The organism is Ochrobactrum sp. PL_is483 (assembly GCF_055816855.1).
Map to the genome: position 1 here is coordinate 93,297 of NZ_JBVPGS010000039.1, position 18,236 is coordinate 111,532.

Sequence of the window (18,236 nt, forward strand, 5' to 3'; positions counted from 1 at the left end):
GGGAAGCCATATTCCAACAGGCAACAGAATTTCATAACTACTCTTCATTCGGAGGAGTAAATATTCGTGAACCAGACTTTTCGGCCCGGAAGGGCTTCAGCGCGCGCCGATATCATTGACGGTGTCCGGCGCGGACTTCCGCTTGTGGTTGCCGGGGCGCCCTTTGGCCTGCTGTTTGGCGCACTTGCCGTCGATAACGGATTGTCGCTTGCCGAAGCGGTTTTCATGAGTGCCGTCATCTATGCAGGCGCCAGCCAGATGGTCGGGCTCGATCTTTTCGGCCAGAGCATCGCGCCATGGATGATCGTCATGTCGATCTTCGCGGTCAATTTCCGGCACGTACTTTATTCGGCGTCCACGGGGCGGCGTATCCGACACTTCAAGCTGTGGCAGAAGGCGCTGGCCTTTTTCGTTCTGGTGGATATCCAGTATGCGGAAGTCGAACAGCGGGCGGAAGCCGGAAAGCCGGTCACTTTCGTCTGGTATATGGCACTAGGGCTGACGTTTTATCTGACATGGGTTCTGGAAGCGCTGATCGGCGGGTTGTTCGGCAATCTCATTAGTGATCCCTATGCCTTTGGCATCGACTTCCTGCTGCCCATCTATTTTCTCGGCATGGTGATGAGTTTCCGCCATCGGCAGAACTGGCTGCCGGTTGTCATCGTCAGCGCGATTTCCGCGGTGACGGCCTACAAACTGGTTGGCTCGCCTTGGCACGTAACATTGGGGGCGTTGGGCGGTGTGGTTCTTGCGGCGATTATTGCCAAGCCGCGCAAGGGGGAGGCGTAAATGTCCACTACGATCTGGATTATTCTCGCGGGCGCGTTCTGCACTTATCTCACCCGTATTGGCGGGCATCTGGTCCTGTCACGCTTCAGCCGTGTGCATTATCGGGTGGAAGCGGCGCTTAATGCCGTGCCAGCAGCGGTTCTGACGGCCATTGTGGCCGCGCCCGCTTCGGATCACGGCTGGCGGGAACTGCTGGTACTCGCGGTTTGCATCGTGCTTTCGCTGCGGTTCAGCTTGATGACCATGTTCTTCGCGGGCGTAGCGCTTTTGATCGCGCTACGCCATTTCACGGCGTAAAGGCATTATCAAAGCGGCGCGGTTGCCGCTTCGAGCCACTGGCGTTCAGCGTCCTTGAGGTGGCCTGCCAGTTTCTCGCGCACGCGGGCATGATAGTTGTTCAGCCAGTCGATTTCTTCCTGAGTGAGAAGCGATTTGTCGATCAGGCGCCGGTCGATAGGGCAGAATGTCAGCGTCTCGAAACCCATCATCGGAATATCGCCGCCTTCCGGCACTTCCGGTTCGGTGACGATGATGAGGTTTTCGATGCGGATGCCGAAAGAACCCGGCTTGTAATAGCCCGGTTCATTGGAAAGGATCATGCCCGGCAGCAGTTCCTGCGCGCCCTTTTTCGAGATGCTCTGCGGGCCTTCATGGACCGACAGGTAGGAGCCGACGCCGTGGCCGGTTCCGTGCGCATAGTCGAAACCATTTTTCCAAAGGGCAATGCGCGCCAGAACGTCGATATCCTGCCCGCGTGTGCCTTTCGGGAAGCGGGCGGTCGTGATGGCGATCACGCCTTTCAGTACGAGCGTGAATGCCTTGATCGTCTCTGGCGTTACCTTGCCGATGGGCACGGTGCGCGTGATGTCCGTCGTGCCGTCGCGATATTGCGCGCCGGAATCGACCAGATAAAGCTCGCCGTCTTCAAGCGTTCTGTTGGTGTCGGTATTGACGCGATAATGGATGATCGCGCCATTTGGCCCCGCACCGGAAATCGTATCGAAGGATATGTCTTCCAGCGGCATCTGGAAATCTCGTCCGGCCTCGGCGCGTGATTGTTCCAGCTTCTGCGCTGCGCTGATTTCATCAACCGAGCCGGGCTTCTGCGCGTCGATCCACGACAGGAAATTGACCATCGCCACGCCATCGCGTTCATGGGCTGCGCGTGAGCCGTCAAGCTCTGCCTTGTTCTTGATTGCGCGTGGGATGCGGGCAGGGTCCTTGCCTTCGATCACGCTGCCACCTGCGCTGGTGACAATGAGGCGAAGCTTTTCTGCCGCGAGGATCGGGTCGAGAAGAATGGCTTCATTCCTGGCGGCCCGGGCGCTGAGATGCCCTTCCAGATCGGCAGGTGCCGAGAGCTTGGCAAGCTGGGTCAGATAAGCGCGGGGTTCGATGGCGAGTTTGCGCTCATCGATGAAAAGCTCTGGCTCACCCGCTGCAGGAATTATGGCAAAGCTTAGCGGAAGCGGTGTGTTGGAAACGTCCTTGCCGCGGATATTGAATACCCACGCGACCGAGGATGGATCGGTGAGAACCGTCGCGCTGGCCCCGCTTGCGGCAACGGCGGCCTGCATTTCCTTGATCTTGTCTTCCGCCTCATGGCCTGCGAAACGGGCTGGCTGGATCGTGACTTCGGCCGTCGGCGCTTCCGGCTGATCGTCCCACACGGCATCGACCAGATTGATTTCGACCGGAACCAGTTGGCCCCCTTGCTTTTCAAGCGCCTCGCGCAAGCTGCGCGCTTCGGAAATGGTATGGAGCCAGGGATCGAAGCCGATGATCAGGCCCTTGCCGTTGTCTGCCAGCCAGGAAGCGGGCGGGTTGGTTACGAGGCTTTCATAGGAAAAGACTTTTGGGTCCGTCTGGACCCGAACCTGCAATTCATAGCGTCCGTCCACGAAAACATAGGCACTGTTCTTGAGGATGAGCGCCGCGCCTGCCGATCCGGTGAAGCCGGTCAGCCATGCAAGACGCTGCGCATGGGGCGGAACATATTCGCCCTGATGCTCGTCGGCGCGAGGAACCAGAAAACCGTCGAGACCAAGCTCGGCCATTTTTGCGCGCAGTTTTGCAACGCGCGGGCCACCATTGGCCGGATTTGTGGTGACGTCGAAACTCTGAAAAGCCATTGTGTAACTCGCTCAAAACAGGAATGCGCCGTGGTTTATGTGGCCTGTTATTTCAGGTGAATCGCCACCCAGCCTTCGCGATGCAGCGTTTTCTGGTGGGTCAGTCCCTGTGCCTGATAGGCAGCGAGCACCGCATCGTGCTGGCTGTCAAGTATTCCGGAAAGAATGATGGAACCGCCCGAAGCCAGATGTTGCTTGAGGGAGGGCGCAAGCTCGATCAGCGGATTGGCCAGAATGTTGGCGACGATCAGGTCGAAAGGCGAGTAGGAACGGAAGATCGCGTGACCGAAGCCTTCCGCCGTTGCTGTCACGATATGCTCCGCCACGCCGTTCTTGGCGGCATTTTCTGCGGCGACGGTGACGGCGACAGGATCGATATCAGTCGCCAACACCGGAATGGGAGCGAGCTTGGCGATGGCAATGGCGAGAACGGCGCTGCCGGTGCCAAGGTCGAGCGCATTGGTCGGATGTTCGCTGGTGACGGTTTCCTCGATCAGTTCGAGGCATCCCGCCGTCGTTCCGTGGTGGCCGGTGCCGAAAGCAAGGCCCGCATCGATTTCGATGGGGATGTCGCCCGCCTCAATCTTGTCGCGGTCGTGCGAGCCATGGACGAAGAAATGTCCGGCCCGCACCGGCTTCAGGCCTTCGAGAGAGTGTGTGACCCAGTCGATATCAGGCAGTTCCTCCGTGGCGAAAAGACCTTGTCCAACAAGCCCGTCGATCCGCGTGGCGAGCTCTTCGGCGTCATCCTCGACATAGACAGAGACCTCGAAAATCTGGCGGTCTTCATCTATCTCGGTAATTGCTATGGGGAAGCCGTCTTCCTCGAAAGCCTGTTCGAGAATGTTGTAGACGCGCTCGGCTTCCGCCTTATCCGCCGAAAAGAAAAGTCGTGACTGGGCCATGAAGTAAAAAGCTCTCTGCTGGAAACGTTCTTGAGTTTCTCCTTAGCTCTTTGCAGCGCCTTTGGCCAGATTCTTCAACTTTTCCAGAGCCGTATCCGGGTTTTCCTGATAGGCGATTGTGCTGCGGAAGCGGCCCCCCTTGTCGAGCAGGAATACCGATGCGGTATGATCCATCGTATATTCGCCATCCTCGCCCGGAACCTTCTTGGCGTAGACATGGTAGGACTTGACTACATCGGCGATATTCTGCGGCGTGCCGGTGACGCCGATAATGCGGTCGGAAACATTGCCGACATAGGTCTTCATGACCTCCTGCGTGTCACGCTCCGGGTCGACGGTGATGAAATAAGCCTTGATATCCCCGGCTTCCGGTCCAAGCTGCTTCAGCCAGCCATCCAGCTCATAGAGCGTGGTGGGGCAGACATCCGGGCAGTGAGTGAAGCCGAAGAAGATGGCCGCCGGCGCGGCGCGCAGATCGTTCTCGGTGAAAGGCTTTCCGTCCATGGTGACAAGGTTGAGCGGACCGCCAAACGGTTCTTTCGCCGCCTGCTTGTCGCGGAAAAGATTGAGCCCCGCCGCGCCGACAATGACGACGATAAAGGCGATGATGAAGATGGGCAGGAATTTTTTCATGTCCAGTCAGCCTTGAATTTCCGAACGCGCCTTGTTGCGCCGCTCAACAACCTATCTTTTCTTTATGCATTGCAGAACCGTCGATATAGCCGCATCCTGCCATCATGAAGAGCTGGCGGCAGTGTACGGTCATTTGCCCAGTTTTCAATAATTTCTGAAACTTTTGACTATTTGTCGCGTAGCAACGGAAATCAGACTGGCAGAATGTCTGCCTTGTCTTTCGCGGGCGTCAGAACTCATATATGCCTGTCATAAAATGGCAGCGGCACAAGTCGTTATTTTTGAGGATTTGGCTGTTTTTTTGCGGTGCTTCGGGTGAATTTTCATGACATCGTCGGATGATCTTCGTTTCCAGAACAGCGAACCCCGCATACATTCCACGGCTCAGTTGAAGTCCGTCAAGCTGGGGCGGTATGCGGATATCGGTGAACGCGTGATTCTGCGTGAGGTCACGGTCGGTGATTTCACCTATTTTGAGCGGAACGGCGAGGGGATTTATGCGCAGATCGGCAAGTTCTGCTCCATTGCTGCGAATGTTCGCATCAACGCGCTTGAACACCCGATGGAGCGGCTGACGACGCATAAGGTCAGCTACCGGCCAAATGAATATTTTCGTTATCTTGGCGTCGATGGTGAGTTCCGCGCAAGGCGTCAGGAGCGGCGCGTGGTCATCGGCAATGATGTATGGATCGGCCACGGTGCAGTCATTACACCGGGTGTCCAGATTGGCCATGGCGCTGTGATTGGCGCGAATGCGGTGGTAACGAAGGATGTGCCACCTTATCATGTGGTCGGTGGTGTTCCCGCCCATTTTATCCGCAAAAGGTTCGACAATGCAGTCATAAACCGGCTGCTTGCACTGGAATGGTGGAACTGGCCGGTGGAAAAGCTCTATGAAGCGGTGCCGGACATTCAGACGCTTGAAATCGAAGCTTTTCTCGAAAAGTGGGGCGGCTGAATTCCGGCCCTTGCAAAGCCGTAATTGTTCACCCACCTTCGTGCCACAACAGTTCTGGAGGCTGGAAGATGGTCGTACTGAAGCGTTTTGCCGGATTGATGCTTGCTCCCATGATGATCGTTGCTGCTTCGGCGGCTCCCGCCGAGGAAGTCGGCAAGGTCGGCGTTGACTGGCTTGGAAACGATATCGTCATTGATGCGGTGCAGGACCCGAAGGTGCAGGGCGTAACCTGCCATCTGGCGTCGTTTTCTCGCGGCATGATCGACCGGCTGCAAAAGGGCAATTGGTTTGAGGACCCGTCCAATGCTTCGATTTCGTGCGAACAGACAGGGCCGATCACCATCGGTGACATCGATCTTGGCAAGGGCGGAGAGCGGGTTTTTTCCGAGCGCACCAGTCTGATCTGGAAGAAGCTTGTCATCACGCGCATTTACGACAAGACAAACAATACGCTGCTTTATCTCGCCCATGCGACGCAGGTTCAGGACGGTTCAGCCAAGACGTCGCTTTCAACCGTGCCGCTTTACAAGGGTGATGTCACGTGGGCAAAAGGCAAGCCGGAATAGTCCGGCTTGCCCAATCTCTGATCAAGATGGAATTTAGATCGGCTGGACGAAACTATCGAGAACGCGCTTTTGTCCGGCCTTGTCGAAATCGATGGTCAGCTTGTTGCCATCGATAAGCGAGATCGTGCCGTTGCCGAACTTGATATGGAACACGCGGTCGCCAAGCTTGAAGGCCGATGGCTTGTCAGCGACTGACTTGGCCACCAGTTCGCCGTCTATCGTGCGGCCCTTCACGGAGCCGCGCCCGGCACCGAAGCCGGAGTCTGTCTCGCCATAGCCGATCCGCTCGACGCGGCTGCCGGAGCGTGAACCCCAGTTGTTGCGTGTTGCATCGGAACGGTTCTGCTGCGCGCGCTGCCAGCCGGGCGTCGAATAGGAGTTCTGGAACGGATCGGCCTTGTCGAAGCGGGACTGTCCATAGCCACCGCCATAACCGCCGTAATTACCTTCCAGTTCGGCCACTTCCACATGCGCTTCCGGCAACTCCTCCAGAAAACGGGAGGGGATGGTCGATTGCCACATGCCATGGATGCGCCGGTTGGAAACAAACCAGATATGCAGGTTCTTCTTGGCGCGCGTCACGCCGACATAGGCGAGGCGGCGCTCTTCCTCAAGGCCGGAACGACCGCCTTCATCGAGTGCGCGCTGGTGCGGAAACAGGCCTTCTTCCCAGCCGGGAAGGAAGACCGTTTCAAACTCCAAGCCCTTGGCAGAATGCAGCGTCATGATGTTGACGGCATCCAGATCCTCGTTCTGTTCGGCATCCATGACAAGGGCGACGTGCTCAAGGAAACCGCGCAGGCTTTCATATTCCTCCATGGAACGGATGAGTTCCTTGAGGTTTTCAAGCCGGCCCGGTGCTTCCGCCGATTTGTCGTTCTGCCACATGGCAGTGTAGCCGGATTCATCCAGAATGGTTTCGGCCAGCTCCGTATGCGGCGTGTTGTCGATCATCGACTGCCAGCGCAGGAAATTCTCCACCACTTCGCGCAGCGCGGAGCGTGGCTTCGGCTTCAATTCCTCGGTTTCGATGAGGTCGCAGGCGGCGGCGAACATGGAAATATCGCGCGCGCGAGCATAATCATGCACCTGCCGGATAGCGGCTTCGCCCAGACCGCGCTTCGGCGTGTTGATGATGCGCTCCAACGCCAGATCGTCGGCCGGTTGCGCCACCACGCGCAAATAGGCCATCGCATCGCGGATTTCGAGCCGCTCGTAGAAGCGCGGACCGCCAATGACGCGGTAATTGAGGCCAAGCGTGACGAAACGGTCTTCGAACTCGCGCATCTGGAAGGAGGCGCGAACGAGGATCGCCATGTTGTTGAGGAGATGCCCCTGACGCTGGGCCTGCTCTATGGCTTCGCCGACAGCACGGGCTTCCTCTTCGGAATCCCATGCTGCGTGAACTTTTACCTTCGGATCGTTGGGATTGGGCGCCTCGGTAAACAGCGTTTTGCCAAGACGGCCCTCATTGTGCGCGATCAGGTGGGCGGCTGCGCCGAGGATATGGGCCGTGGAGCGGTAGTTGCGCTCCAGCTTGATGACGACTGCGCCGGGAAAATCCTTTTCGAAGCGAAGAATATTGTCCACCTCCGCTCCGCGCCAGCCGTAGATCGATTGATCGTCGTCGCCGACGCAGCACAGATTGACTTTGTTTTCGCTCACGCCGAGTTCGCTGCGCTCACCGGCTCCGCGGGGGCCTTCGGACGCCCTAGCGGGCTGTATGGGCGCATTTCCGCCTTGGGTGGTATCAGGTGCGGTGTTTCTTGGCCGCGGTCTTTGTGCCAGCAGGCGCAGCCAGAGATATTGCGCCGTGTTGGTATCCTGATATTCGTCCACCAGAATGTAGCGGAACTTCGCGTGATATTCGCGCAGGATATCGGGATGGTTGCGGAAGATACGGATCGGGTGCAGCAGAAGATCGCCGAAATCGCAGGCGTTCAATGTGCGCAGGCGTTCCTGATAGGCCTGATACAGTTCACGCCCCCGACCATTGCCGAATGAGCGCGCGTCACCTTCGGGAATATCCGATGGCCCGAATCCCTTGTTCTTCCACCCGTCGATCATATTGGCGAAGGTGCGGGCAGGCCAGCGCTTGTCATCCAGCCCTTCGGCCTGGATGAGTTGCTTGATAAGCCGGATTACATCATCGGTGTCGAGGATCGTGAAATCCGATGTCAGATTTGCCAGTTCCGCATGCCGCCGCAAAAGCTTGACACCGATCGAGTGGAACGTGCCGAGCCAAGGCATGCCTTCCACTGCACCGCCGACCAGATGACCGATACGCTCCTTCATTTCACGCGCGGCCTTGTTGGTGAAGGTCACGGCGAGAATCTGGCTTGGATAGGCAAGGCCGGTGGTCAGAATGTGCGCGATACGCGTGGTGAGCACGCGTGTCTTACCTGTGCCCGCACCTGCCAGCACCAGCACCGGGCCCTCTGTCGTTAGCACGGCCTGACGCTGTTCCGGGTTCAGCCCTTTCAGGTAATCGGGTTCGCCACGCTGCTGGTTGCGTGCAGCCATGGCACGTGCAGCAATGCTGCCGGGAGCAGGCGCGCGGCTTGCCGGAGCGTCGTCATCGCCGAAAAACGGCATATCGTCGGGAAAGTCAGACATTTGACCCGAATGTAATGATTCGTGGCTGAAAGACCAGCGAAAGGGTTAAAATATTCGACTACTCCAAGTGAGTAACGCGACGATCCGTAAAGTTCAGGCGATGCGAGGCCAACGCTTCAACCAGTCCGCGCAGTTCGGGTTCGCGCTGCAACAGATCATCCAGTTCCGTCATCTGGTTCATGGCGATCAGCCGCAGAATATCGTCCCGGATGGTCCCGTCAGCGCGCCGGGGCAGATGGGCAACCGGCTGGATCAGCTCAACCTTCTGCCCTTTCAATCTGGCACGCAGGCTCTTTTCGTCGGCATTCAGGGTTTCCACGAAAGCATAGATGCCAACGCCCTTGGCTGGCAGAGAATAGAGCGCAAGCGCCACATCGCTCACACGCGGATCGGATTTGAGCGCGGCCTGAATTGCAGGCCCTTCATTGTCGATCCTGTCGCCCGTGCCTTCACCGTCCGACCAGCTGAAAATGCCACGGGTGATGAAGTTGTAGACTTTCTTGCCTGTCGCCAGCCAGATGCGTGACGGCAGGGAACGGCGCGCCAGAATACGTTTTTCCGTCGGCGTCATCCGGTCCTTTGCAAAGGCGCGCTTCTGCTTGAGCAGATGACGGAAGTCTTCATATGCCATCAGGCGATAGAGCGCGCCGCGACGACGATGAACGCTCGCCAGCTGGAAATCGATCACCGCCGCTTCGCCTTCAGGCGTCATCAGCCAGTTCTGCGGCTTGGCGAGATCGTTGTGGGTCACACCGAGGCGACGCATGTCGCGGAGGATGCGATGTGCGGTGCGATACCATTTCGGATCGGACGGGCGTGCAAGGTGCAGCGGCGTCCCCTCCGTCCAGGATCGATAAAGCCCGTCCTTGTCAGTGGCGAGGAGCTGCGGGACGCCTTCGATGCCGCGCACGGTCTTGAGACCGCGAATTTCGCGCCGTGCCAGTATCCAGGCGAGCGGCCTCGACCACCACGGAGCAGCGCTCACGACGCGACGGATAATGCGGGTATCGGGATCGCCTGCGAAATAGCCGGCATGCGTTTCGGAAAACACGTCGCGCTTGAATACGGCGGTTTCCACAAATTCCGGTATTTGGTCGCCTTTCAGAGGCACATCTATATTGGGGTTCTGAACCATAAGGCTCCACTAGCCGCTTGCGTCCGATCAATCAAGTTTGATGGCGGACAACCCTTATTGCAATCCCGTGATCGAAAGCGCACAAGGAACACACAAATTTCGTGCAGCTCATCAGGGAAAAGCAGAAAATGGCGCAAAGCGACGATAGCAAGCAGGCAATCGGGCAAATCATCCGACAGGAGCAGGCGCTGATTTTTCCGTCATTTGACGAGAATGAAGCATTCGCGCTGGGCTCGCGCATTCGCGATATCGCCGTGAAGGAAAAGCTCGGCATCGCCATTGAAATTTCCCTGTGGGACCGGCAATTGTTTTATGCGACGACTGCTGGCAGCACTGTGGATAATCAGGAATGGTTGCGCCGCAAGTTCAATGTCGTGCGCCGCTTTCACGCTTCGACCTATCGCCTTGTTCTGGAACAGAATCGCGATGATCGCATGTTCGCGCCCCATAAAGCATTGAATGTGGAAGATTACGCGCTGGCGGGCGGCGGATTTCCAATCCGCGTCGGCGGAGCGGGCGTGATCGGCGCCGTAATCGTATCCGGCCTGCCGCAGCGCGAGGACCATAATCTGGTTGTCCGGGCAGTTGCCGGGCATCTCGGACAAGACCCTGTCGCATTGGCGTTGCCTGCCGTTTGAATATGAATTTCGGAGAATGAACAATGTCGCTTGAAAATGTTGTTGCGCTCGCCCGCAATGAGAACGGTATTGCAGCAGCGGTAAATATTCTCAAGCAGCGTTTCGGTGAGCGTGCGCAAACCGGTCAGGCTATCCGCGAGCAGCACGGTCATACGACCACCTATGTGCCGACGCAGGCGCCCGACATCGTCATCTTCGCCGAGACCGCGCAGGAAGTGCAGGATGTCGTCCGCATTTGTGCCGAGCACCGTGTTCCGGTTATCGCCTTTGGCGCGGGATCGTCGCTCGAAGGGCAGGTGAACGCGCCCGCTGGCGGCGTGTCTCTCGATCTCACGCGCATGAACAGGGTGATCGCCGTGCATGCGGAAGATCTCGATTGCGTGGTGGAGCCAGGCGTTACACGTCGGGAACTGAATGAATATCTGCGCGATACCGGGCTGTTTTTCCCCATCGATCCGGGCGCCAATGCCACGCTGGGCGGCATGGCTTCCACGCGTGCCTCCGGTACGAATGCGGTGCGCTATGGGACCATGCGCGAAAACGTGCTGGCGTTGAAAGCCGTGATGCCGGACGGACGCCTGATCGAGACCTCCAAGCGCGTGAAGAAGACGGCCGCGGGCTACGATCTCACGAGATTGCTGGTTGGGGCAGAGGGAACACTTGGTATCATCACCGAACTGACATTGAAATTGCAGGGAATTCCGCAGGCGATTTCCGGCGGTATCTGTCCTTTCCCGGATGTGGATTCGGCGTGCCGAACGGTGATCGAAACAATCCAGATGGGCATTCCCGTTGCACGCATCGAGCTTGTGAACACGCTTCAGATGCAGGCGCTGATCCTCCATTCCAAACTGCCTTACGAGGCGCAACCCTATCTGTTCGTGGAATTCCACGGCACGGAAAGCGGCGTTGCCGAGCAGGCGGAACTGTTCGGGGAAATCGCCGCGGGCAATGGCGGCGGCGATTTTCGGTGGACGCATGACGCAGAGGAGCGCGACAGGCTCTGGCGCGCGCGGCACGACGCCTATCTTGCATCCTTCCTGCTGAGGCCGGGCTGCAAAGGCGTTTCGACCGATGTATGTGTGCCGATTTCGCGCCTTGCCGACTGCATTGGCGAGACGGAAAAGGACCTTGCCGAGACCGGTCTTATTGCACCGATCGTCGGGCATGTGGGGGATGGTAATTTCCATCTTCTTTTGCTGCTCGATACGGACGATGCGTCGGAAATGGAGCGGGCGGAAGCCTTCATGGATCGGCTCGCCAAGCGCGCCATTGCCATGGAGGGCACCTGCACCGGCGAGCATGGCATCGGGCAGGGCAAGATGAAGTATCTGGCCATGGAGCTTGGCGAGGCGACGGACTACATGCGCGCCATCAAACAAGCGCTCGATCCCGACAACATCATGAACCCCGGCAAAATACTGATTTCGTGATTCAAATCAGCCGTTTGGGAGGCTTAGCCGAGAGTTTGATTCAGGCAGGCGTGCATATCGGCGTGGCCGGGATGCAATTTGCCTTGTTGTCGCCGGATCGATGCCGTTATGTTGCGCAGATAAAGACAGCGTGATTCACCCTTTGTTTCACGCTAACTTGCAATCTGTTTGACCGGAGCTGGTTCTTGGGCCGCATATTCGTCATCGTCGGCGGGCTTTTCGTGCTGCTGTTGACGGCAGCACTTGTCGTGCCGCCTTTTGTTGACTGGAGCGGCTATCGAGCCGATTTCGAACGGGAGGCTAGCCGGGTTCTTGGACGTCCCGTCAAGGTCGCCGGTGACGTTAGCGCACGCCTTCTGCCGTTTCCCTCGGTTGCATTCTCGGACGTGCGTGTCGGGGCTGATGCGGCTCATCCGGTGATGACCGTCGATACGTTTTCGATGGATGCCGAGCTGATGCCGTTCCTGCGCGGCCAGCTTCTGATTTTCGATATGCGGGTCGACCGTCCGCAGGCGACGATTTCGCTCGACAAAAGCGGCAAGGTGGATTGGGCAATTCGTCCGTCGACACCGCTTGATCCAACGAAAATCAAGCTGGAGCGGCTTTCCGTCAAGGATGGAACCATTGCGCTCCGTGAAGAGGCAAGCGGCCGCACTCACACAGCTACCGAACTCAACGCCGTGATCTCCGCAAACAGTCTTGCAGGCCCTTGGCAGGCAAACGGAAGTCTCGTTCTGCAAGGCGAAAAACTGGCAGTCGACCTTGCAAGCGGCGAGGCGAAGCCGGACGGGGCGCTGCGCCTGCGCGCACGCATTTCGCCGGAGACAATCCCGGCCTCGTTTGAGACCGATGGCGATGTGAGCGTGACGGAAGGTCGGCTCGATTATGCTGGTGACTTTTCGCTCCGCTCTTCCGACGTGGTTGCTAGAACAGGCAAGGATCAGAAAGCCCCGGCGGAAACGCCCTTTTTCAGCGGCCTTCGTGTGACCGGAAAATTCAAGGCGGATCGCAGCCGCTTCGATGCCAGCGAATTCCGCATGGAGCAGGGCCCCACTGACAATCCTTATGTGGTGAATGGTAAGGCATTCATCGATTACGGCGACAAGCCGCGTTTCGAAATCAGCGCCGACGGGCAGCAGCTGTTCTGGGGACCGAACGAAGCCGTCAGTGAAGATCAAGCCGCTTCTGCCATGCCGGTAGCCGACCGTATTGCAATCGCGCAGAGGGTTCTCGAGCAGCTGCCCATTCCAACCATACCCGGCAATGTGGACTTGCGCCTGCCAGCGGTTATTGCGGGCGGAACAACGATACGCTCGGTGACGGTGAGCGCGGAACCTGATGGAAAGAACTGGAATATTCGTCAGTTTGCTGCCGACCTTCCGGGGCGGACCAAAGTTGAAGCCAAAGGGACGCTTTCTGTTGGCAAGGATTTTGGCTTCAAGGGCGATATGCTTGTGGCCTCGCGCCAGCCTTCGGGCCTCGCAAGCTGGCTTAACGAGACTGTTGATGATTCCGTGCGCAAGCTGGACGGCGCGGGCTTCTCCGGACAGGTCGAGCTTCGCGACGGGATGCAGCGGATCGATAATCTCGAAATCGCCTTGGGGAAGACAACGCTCAAAGGCTCTTTCGTTCGCGAAGTGAAGGGGCTGGCACAGCCTGCGATCACGCTCGCCCTCAATGGCGGCACGGTGGAAAGCGAAGCGCTGCAAGCCTTTACAGGATTTTTCTCCAGCGGTGACGGCCTCGGTCTGCTTGATGGTCAGTCGCTGAACCTGGCATTCAAGGCGGGGCCAGTCTGGTATCAGGACATGGAGGCTGGCAATGTCGATATGGCGCTCAGGCTGCATGACGGACGCTTCGATTTCGACCGGCTGATGATTGGAGATGTGGCGAGCACGACACTGACTGCAACGGGCACTTACGAGCCTTTTGCCAATACGCCGTCCGGTTCGCTCGACGCGACCATTCTGTCTGCTGATCTTTCGCGGTTCCTCTCGCTGATGGCCAATCGCTATCCGCAACTGCCGCTATTCCACGCACTTTCGATGCGTGCAGCCAATTTCCCCGGATTGTTCGAAGATAGCGAAATTAATGTAATCGCCAACGCGGTTTCGCCTTCCGTGCCAGTGGCCAAGGGGTCTGCAAAAAATCCTGCATCCAAAGGCAAGAGCGACCGTCCTGCCGAGGCGAAAGTCAAAAATCCTCCCGGTGTCGGCGAATTTTCATTCAGCGTGACGGGCAAAACAGGCGGGATGAAGCTGGACCTGTCGGGGACGGCGAGCGGTGGCGAAGGTGAGAGCGAACCGTTGCAGATGCAATTGAACGGTACCGCGACATCGGAACAAGGCGAAGCGGTGCATGCACTGATTGGTTTGCCCGCCCTGCCGCTGGGGCTTGCGGGTGAACTTACGGCAGATCTGAGCATGCAAGGCGCACCGAGCGCAGGTATGCGGACACTCCTCAAACTGACGGCGCCTGACGGTTCAGCCATGGCTGACGGCGTGATTTCGCTGGTTGGCGGGGACATTGCCGCCAGCGGCAAGGCTCAACTGAGGTCGGCTGATCTGCAACCTTTTATCGCGACGGCAGGTTTTGCGCTGCCTGGATTTGGCGAGGGGCTTTCGGCGGACCTTGCCAGCGACTTCCAGTTTGCGAAAGGTATCTTGCGGTTTCCCAATCTGGCGGGAAAGCTTGACGGAGAAGAGGTGTCGGCGCGACTGGAAGCTAATTTTGCCGATAGCGGCCTGCCGCAGCTCAAAGGCGAAGCAAAGCTCGCCACGCTTGAGGTCGACAGTCTTGCCGCGATCATGCTCGGACAGGATGCGTTCGAGCCGGCAAAGCCCACCGCAAAGACGATCTGGCCGCGTGGTGCATTTGCGGTTCGTTCGTCCCTGCCGTTGCTCCTGGATGTGAAGCTCAACGTTGCCCAGGCGCATATGGACGGTTTCGGGACTGCAACGGATTTTTCAACACGGCTCGTGAAGACCATGGACGGCCTTCAGTTGAACGAACTGACGGGCAATTGGGCAGGCGGGTATCTCGTCGGCAATGTCTCTTTGAGCAACAGCGACAAGAATGCGCTTCTCTCGACAGAATTGAAGTGGAGCGGCGCTGACCTTAAGGATTTTTATCGACCGGAGAACGGCGTTGTTCCGCTTGGCGGTGTCGTAAAGGCCACCGTCAATCTGAATGGCAGTGGCGAGAGCGTTGCCACGCTGGTCGGATCGCTGGCGGGAACCGCAAGTTTCGACGTGGAGAATTTTGTGGTCAATGGCCTGGATGGAACGGCATTGCCCGCGATGATCGCGGCAGCTGATGCGACGGGCGATCAGTCCTCTGATCCTGACAAGCTCGCTTCCAGGCAATTTGTCGGTATTGCCGACAGGGCCACAGGTCAGGGTAGGTTCGCGTCGGGTAATTCACGATTTGACTTTACAGTCAGTGGCGGTGTGGCGCGTATGACAGCAGCCAATCTGAGCGATGGCAATGCAGCGCTTCTCAGCGATCTGCAATTCGACCTGTCGACGCTCGCAATCGGCGGAAACGGTACATTGACGTTCAAAAGCGATGAGGGCGCCGAAACCGGCATCGCACCGCAGCTGGCCTTTTCCCTTGGTGGCATCTATAGCGCGCCGGAGGCGACATTCGACAAGCAGCCCCTGATCCAGTTCCTGACCCAGCGTGCGCTTGAACGCGAGCAGGAGCGTGTTGAATCCATGCAGGCCAGCCTCATGGAGAAGCAGCGTCTTCGCCGCCAGCTCGGGCTTTTTGAGGCAACTCAAGCGGAACGCGACCGCTTGCAGCGCGAGGAAGAGGCAAGGCGCCGCTCTGAAGCAAAGGGACGTGAAGTGGCTCGGCAGGCAGCCGAGGAAGCGAAACAGCTTGAGGCGCAGAAGCCGCAAGCCGCTCCCGCGGGAGGGACGAATGCTCCCCTCACATCGCCTGAGGGTGGACAATCTCTGAACGAATTTCTGAAAAGTCTGGAGCCGGCACCGGTTGCTCCAGCACCTCAGCCTTGAGCTATTCTGGATTTCAGCCAGTCGAGGACATGAAGTCTGAGTGCGGAAGACAGGTTGATCGACCTGTCACGGCCGCTATCGATTTCGGCAATCAAGGCTGCAACAGAAAGCTTCCGGGTGGCTGCAATTTGCTCGATCAATTCAAAGAAGGGGTCTTCAAGCGTATAGCTGGTCGCGTGGCCGCGAATGCTGACGGAATGCTTGCGTAAACGTCCTGACGGATTCACTTCGTTTCGTCCAGCGTGTCGCTTTTTTCCAGACGGTTCTGATCCAGAAAACGCTGCGCTTTTGTCATCTCTGCCTGTGTGAAACTCTTTTCAGATTTCGTACGCCCGAAAAGAACGCGGTTCTGGTCGGCCTGCTTCTCTTTTTCAGCGCGGGCTTTCTGTTTTTTGAACTGCCGTAGGTTGACAATATCGCTCATGGAACCATGCGGAGACGTTGAAGATCTTCCGAAAAATTACCGTGTTTCGGTCAAGTTCCGCAAGTGCGTATTAAAGCGTGTCGCGTTTTATCGTAATCATATGACACGCTTTAAGTTTTTGTTTTCATGCATGTCTTTATCCCATCGTAAGGGATCAGAAATCGGTCCAGTGGACTGATTTCCCGTGAAGGCGGTTCCCACGTTTGGAAGACATGCATTAGGCTGGCACTATTTCTGCGGATTCTTCGGATTGGTGAACCACCAGATCGCGAGGGAGACCAGGACAAGAAGTATAAGCCCCACGGTCATTTGCAGAAGAGGAAAATTCGGTTCGTCCTTCGCCACAAAGAAGGCTGCAACGATGCCGCTTATCCACAAGACTGCCTGAGCGATCATACGAATCATCGAGCTTGATCCTGAACTGGTTGCCGTCAGATCAGAGTATAAAACGCCTGCCTGGTTTTCGCCATTGATTGCAGTCAACAGGATAGCAGCCGGACCGTCGTCAGCTTTTTCAGAGGGATATGCGCGAAGCCCGGTTACTTCTTCCGAAACGCATCCAGCGAAACCACGTCGGCAGAAGGCTTGGCTTCCTTGTCGGCCTCATCTGCATTGCTGTCTTTGGATGCGGAGGCTTCTTTTTCTGCTGCGGTCTTGCGCGACTTCGATTTGGGCTTCTCTGCCTTCTCTACAGGTACTTCCGTCGGAACGATGTCGATAGGGGCAATGTTGCCGCCTTCGTCGTTGTCGCTTTCGGGCTGCGCGACCGCGACATCAAATTCGAGTTCGAAATTGACGGACGGATCATAAAAGCCGCGGACCGCCGAAAACGGAACGGTCAACTTTTCCGGAATATCGCCGAAGGACAGGCCAACTTCGAACAATTGATCCGTCACATGCATGTCCCAGAACTGATGCTGCAATACGATTGTCATCTGCTCTGGATATTTCTCCTTCAGGCGCGTGGAAATGCGCACGCCGGGCGCTCCGGTGAGGAACGTGATGAAGAAATGGTGATTGCCCGGCAGTCCAGCCTTGGCCACCTCCGCAAGAACCTTGCGAATGACGCCGCGTAGGGCTTCCTGAGCGAGAATATCGTAACGGATTAGGTCCTGTACCATGGTTTGCTTATCCCACGGATTCGGAGGTCGATGTCAAGTTCGTTCTCGCGGGATGCGATGATATATGACCCGAAAATGCGACAGGGTGATGCCCTTGGCAGAAAGATGTGCAATTTTTGAACACGAAAAGGCTGCGAAAAACTATCGCCGCCCAAAAGCCATCAGGAATGTGCGCACGCCGTTGACCGCACTTTTCTCGATGATTGCATCATCGATGCTCTGGCCGGTCAGCATGTGACAGTGCGTGTCGGCATTGATCAGAGCCAGGAAATGGCGCGCTGCCAAGTCGGGGTCGTCAACGTGAAGATGGCCATCCATTGCAAGGCGGGCCAGACGCGCCGCTATCGCGGGGATAGCCTGTGCCGGGCCTTTCGTATTGCAAATACTGGTGGCAATCGGCAGGTTGGTCTCATTTGCCTGCATTAACTTGCGCAGAAATGCGCCGGACGAATCGTAGATGCAGTTCCGGCTCATACGGATGGAGAATGCCACCAGATCATGCTCCAGATTGTCGCCGGTCTGGGGAAATGTGGCGAGAACCGCGAACAGGCTCGCATTCATGCGCGCCAGCGCGTCCTCGATGACGGCGGCAAGCAGTGCTTCCTTGTCGCGGTAATGATTATAGATGGTCTGGCGCGACACCCCCGCTTCGGTGGCAATGAGGTCTATGCTCGCGCCTTGAAACCCGTCGCGATTGAAAACGCGCGCTGCCGAACACAAAATGCAGTCGCGCTTCATGCACTGTCCAGGCTTGATTGCCGTGGAATTCAGGCCCTTTTCGGATACGGCGCGCTTCTCGGGCAGGACGGCCGTGTCGATTATGTCAGTAGGTTTCATAACTCCAACATAAGATAGCTTGACGTTTTG

At 57.4% G+C, this 18,236-nt stretch carries 17 protein-coding genes; 7 read left to right on the forward strand and 10 right to left on the reverse strand.

The window, feature by feature from the left end:
• Nucleotides 1-66: 66 nt before the first annotated feature.
• On the forward strand, nt 67-789 hold the full coding sequence (locus AC0TNJ_RS17415; protein ID WP_473771835.1) for an AzlC family ABC transporter permease: 723 nt from the start codon (nt 67-69) through the stop codon (nt 787-789).
• Complete coding sequence (locus tag AC0TNJ_RS17420; protein ID WP_121982162.1) at nt 790-1,086, forward strand: AzlD family protein; 297 nt, start codon at nt 790-792, stop codon at nt 1,084-1,086. It abuts the gene before it with no gap.
• An 8-nt stretch (nt 1,087-1,094) separates the two neighbouring features.
• Here the strand turns inward: AC0TNJ_RS17420 and AC0TNJ_RS17425 are convergent, their stop codons facing one another.
• From AC0TNJ_RS17425 to AC0TNJ_RS17435, 3 genes are read right to left on the reverse strand one after another with little or no spacing between them, the layout of a single operon-like run.
• Nucleotides 1,095-2,921 (reverse strand): aminopeptidase P family protein, encoded by a 1,827-nt coding sequence (locus AC0TNJ_RS17425; RefSeq protein WP_473771836.1) that lies wholly within the window; start codon nt 2,919-2,921, stop codon nt 1,095-1,097.
• 47 nt (nt 2,922-2,968) lie between these two features.
• Complete coding sequence (locus AC0TNJ_RS17430) at nt 2,969-3,826, reverse strand: 50S ribosomal protein L11 methyltransferase (protein WP_473771837.1); 858 nt, start codon at nt 3,824-3,826, stop codon at nt 2,969-2,971.
• Nucleotides 3,827-3,868: 42 nt separating this feature from the next.
• Nucleotides 3,869-4,459, reverse strand: coding sequence for an SCO family protein (locus AC0TNJ_RS17435; protein ID WP_122000432.1), 591 nt, complete (start codon nt 4,457-4,459; stop codon nt 3,869-3,871).
• A 325-nt stretch (nt 4,460-4,784) separates the two neighbouring features.
• Here AC0TNJ_RS17435 and AC0TNJ_RS17440 point away from each other — a divergent pair, with 325 nt between their 5' ends.
• On the forward strand, nt 4,785-5,417 hold the full coding sequence (locus AC0TNJ_RS17440; protein ID WP_473771838.1) for a DapH/DapD/GlmU-related protein: 633 nt from the start codon (nt 4,785-4,787) through the stop codon (nt 5,415-5,417).
• 68 nt (nt 5,418-5,485) lie between these two features.
• Nucleotides 5,486-5,983 carry a CreA family protein gene (locus tag AC0TNJ_RS17445; RefSeq protein ID WP_122000542.1) on the forward strand — a complete coding sequence of 166 codons (498 nt, stop codon included), beginning with the start codon at nt 5,486-5,488 and terminating at the stop codon, nt 5,981-5,983.
• Nucleotides 5,984-6,016: 33 nt separating this feature from the next.
• On the opposite strand, the gene AC0TNJ_RS17450 is transcribed toward AC0TNJ_RS17445, so the two are convergent.
• A complete protein-coding gene (locus AC0TNJ_RS17450; protein ID WP_122000434.1) occupies nt 6,017-8,599 on the reverse strand; it encodes a UvrD-helicase domain-containing protein in 2,583 nt (860 codons plus the stop codon).
• 58 nt (nt 8,600-8,657) lie between these two features.
• Nucleotides 8,658-9,734 (reverse strand): serine/threonine protein kinase, encoded by a 1,077-nt coding sequence (locus AC0TNJ_RS17455; RefSeq protein WP_122000435.1) that lies wholly within the window; start codon nt 9,732-9,734, stop codon nt 8,658-8,660.
• Between the two features lie 128 nt (nt 9,735-9,862).
• Between AC0TNJ_RS17455 and AC0TNJ_RS17460 the strand changes: the two genes are divergently transcribed.
• The 3 genes from AC0TNJ_RS17460 to AC0TNJ_RS17470 all read left to right on the forward strand — a co-directional run bounded on the left by AC0TNJ_RS17460 (nt 9,863) and on the right by AC0TNJ_RS17470 (nt 15,824).
• A complete protein-coding gene (locus AC0TNJ_RS17460; protein WP_122000436.1) occupies nt 9,863-10,372 on the forward strand; it encodes a heme-degrading domain-containing protein in 510 nt (169 codons plus the stop codon).
• Between the two features lie 23 nt (nt 10,373-10,395).
• Complete coding sequence (locus AC0TNJ_RS17465; RefSeq protein WP_473771839.1) at nt 10,396-11,805, forward strand: FAD-binding oxidoreductase; 1,410 nt, start codon at nt 10,396-10,398, stop codon at nt 11,803-11,805.
• Nucleotides 11,806-11,990: 185 nt separating this feature from the next.
• Nucleotides 11,991-15,824 carry an AsmA family protein gene (locus AC0TNJ_RS17470; RefSeq protein WP_473771840.1) on the forward strand — a complete coding sequence of 1,278 codons (3,834 nt, stop codon included), beginning with the start codon at nt 11,991-11,993 and terminating at the stop codon, nt 15,822-15,824.
• On the opposite strand, the gene AC0TNJ_RS17475 is transcribed toward AC0TNJ_RS17470, so the two are convergent.
• The 5 genes from AC0TNJ_RS17475 to AC0TNJ_RS17495 form a co-directional block, all read right to left on the reverse strand.
• Nucleotides 15,815-16,051, reverse strand: coding sequence for a ribbon-helix-helix domain-containing protein (locus AC0TNJ_RS17475; RefSeq protein WP_122000439.1), 237 nt, complete (start codon nt 16,049-16,051; stop codon nt 15,815-15,817). The two genes, AC0TNJ_RS17470 and AC0TNJ_RS17475, sit on opposite strands and share 10 nt — an antisense overlap.
• A complete protein-coding gene (locus AC0TNJ_RS17480; RefSeq protein WP_473771841.1) occupies nt 16,048-16,248 on the reverse strand; it encodes a DUF4169 family protein in 201 nt (66 codons plus the stop codon). Before AC0TNJ_RS17480 ends, AC0TNJ_RS17475 begins: the two co-directional genes overlap by 4 nt.
• Nucleotides 16,249-16,476: 228 nt before the next feature.
• Entirely contained in the window at nt 16,477-16,653 is a 177-nt protein-coding gene (locus AC0TNJ_RS17485; protein ID WP_473771842.1) for a hypothetical protein, read from the reverse strand.
• A 134-nt stretch (nt 16,654-16,787) separates the two neighbouring features.
• Complete coding sequence (locus AC0TNJ_RS17490) at nt 16,788-17,369, reverse strand: SspB family protein (protein WP_122000441.1); 582 nt, start codon at nt 17,367-17,369, stop codon at nt 16,788-16,790.
• 141 nt (nt 17,370-17,510) lie between these two features.
• Nucleotides 17,511-18,206: a TetR/AcrR family transcriptional regulator gene (locus AC0TNJ_RS17495; RefSeq protein ID WP_473771843.1), complete on the reverse strand. Its 696-nt coding sequence runs from the start codon at nt 18,204-18,206 to the stop codon at nt 17,511-17,513.
• Between the last annotated feature and the right edge of the window lie 30 nt (nt 18,207-18,236).

Coding starts and splice junctions, on each gene's coding strand:
- AC0TNJ_RS17420 (WP_121982162.1), top strand. CDS start 790: ATGTCCACTACGATCTGGATTATTCTCGCGGGCGCGTTCTGCACTTAT.
- AC0TNJ_RS17425 (WP_473771836.1), bottom strand. CDS start 2,921: ATGGCTTTTCAGAGTTTCGACGTCACCACAAATCCGGCCAATGGTGGC.
- AC0TNJ_RS17430 (WP_473771837.1), bottom strand. CDS start 3,826: ATGGCCCAGTCACGACTTTTCTTTTCGGCGGATAAGGCGGAAGCCGAG.
- AC0TNJ_RS17435 (WP_122000432.1), bottom strand. CDS start 4,459: ATGAAAAAATTCCTGCCCATCTTCATCATCGCCTTTATCGTCGTCATT.
- AC0TNJ_RS17440 (WP_473771838.1), top strand. CDS start 4,785: ATGACATCGTCGGATGATCTTCGTTTCCAGAACAGCGAACCCCGCATA.
- AC0TNJ_RS17445 (WP_122000542.1), top strand. CDS start 5,486: ATGGTCGTACTGAAGCGTTTTGCCGGATTGATGCTTGCTCCCATGATG.
- AC0TNJ_RS17450 (WP_122000434.1), bottom strand. CDS start 8,599: ATGTCTGACTTTCCCGACGATATGCCGTTTTTCGGCGATGACGACGCT.
- AC0TNJ_RS17455 (WP_122000435.1), bottom strand. CDS start 9,734: ATGGTTCAGAACCCCAATATAGATGTGCCTCTGAAAGGCGACCAAATA.
- AC0TNJ_RS17460 (WP_122000436.1), top strand. CDS start 9,863: ATGGCGCAAAGCGACGATAGCAAGCAGGCAATCGGGCAAATCATCCGA.
- AC0TNJ_RS17465 (WP_473771839.1), top strand. CDS start 10,396: ATGTCGCTTGAAAATGTTGTTGCGCTCGCCCGCAATGAGAACGGTATT.
- AC0TNJ_RS17480 (WP_473771841.1), bottom strand. CDS start 16,248: ATGAGCGATATTGTCAACCTACGGCAGTTCAAAAAACAGAAAGCCCGC.
- AC0TNJ_RS17485 (WP_473771842.1), bottom strand. CDS start 16,653: ATGATTCGTATGATCGCTCAGGCAGTCTTGTGGATAAGCGGCATCGTT.
- AC0TNJ_RS17490 (WP_122000441.1), bottom strand. CDS start 17,369: ATGGTACAGGACCTAATCCGTTACGATATTCTCGCTCAGGAAGCCCTA.
- AC0TNJ_RS17495 (WP_473771843.1), bottom strand. CDS start 18,206: ATGAAACCTACTGACATAATCGACACGGCCGTCCTGCCCGAGAAGCGC.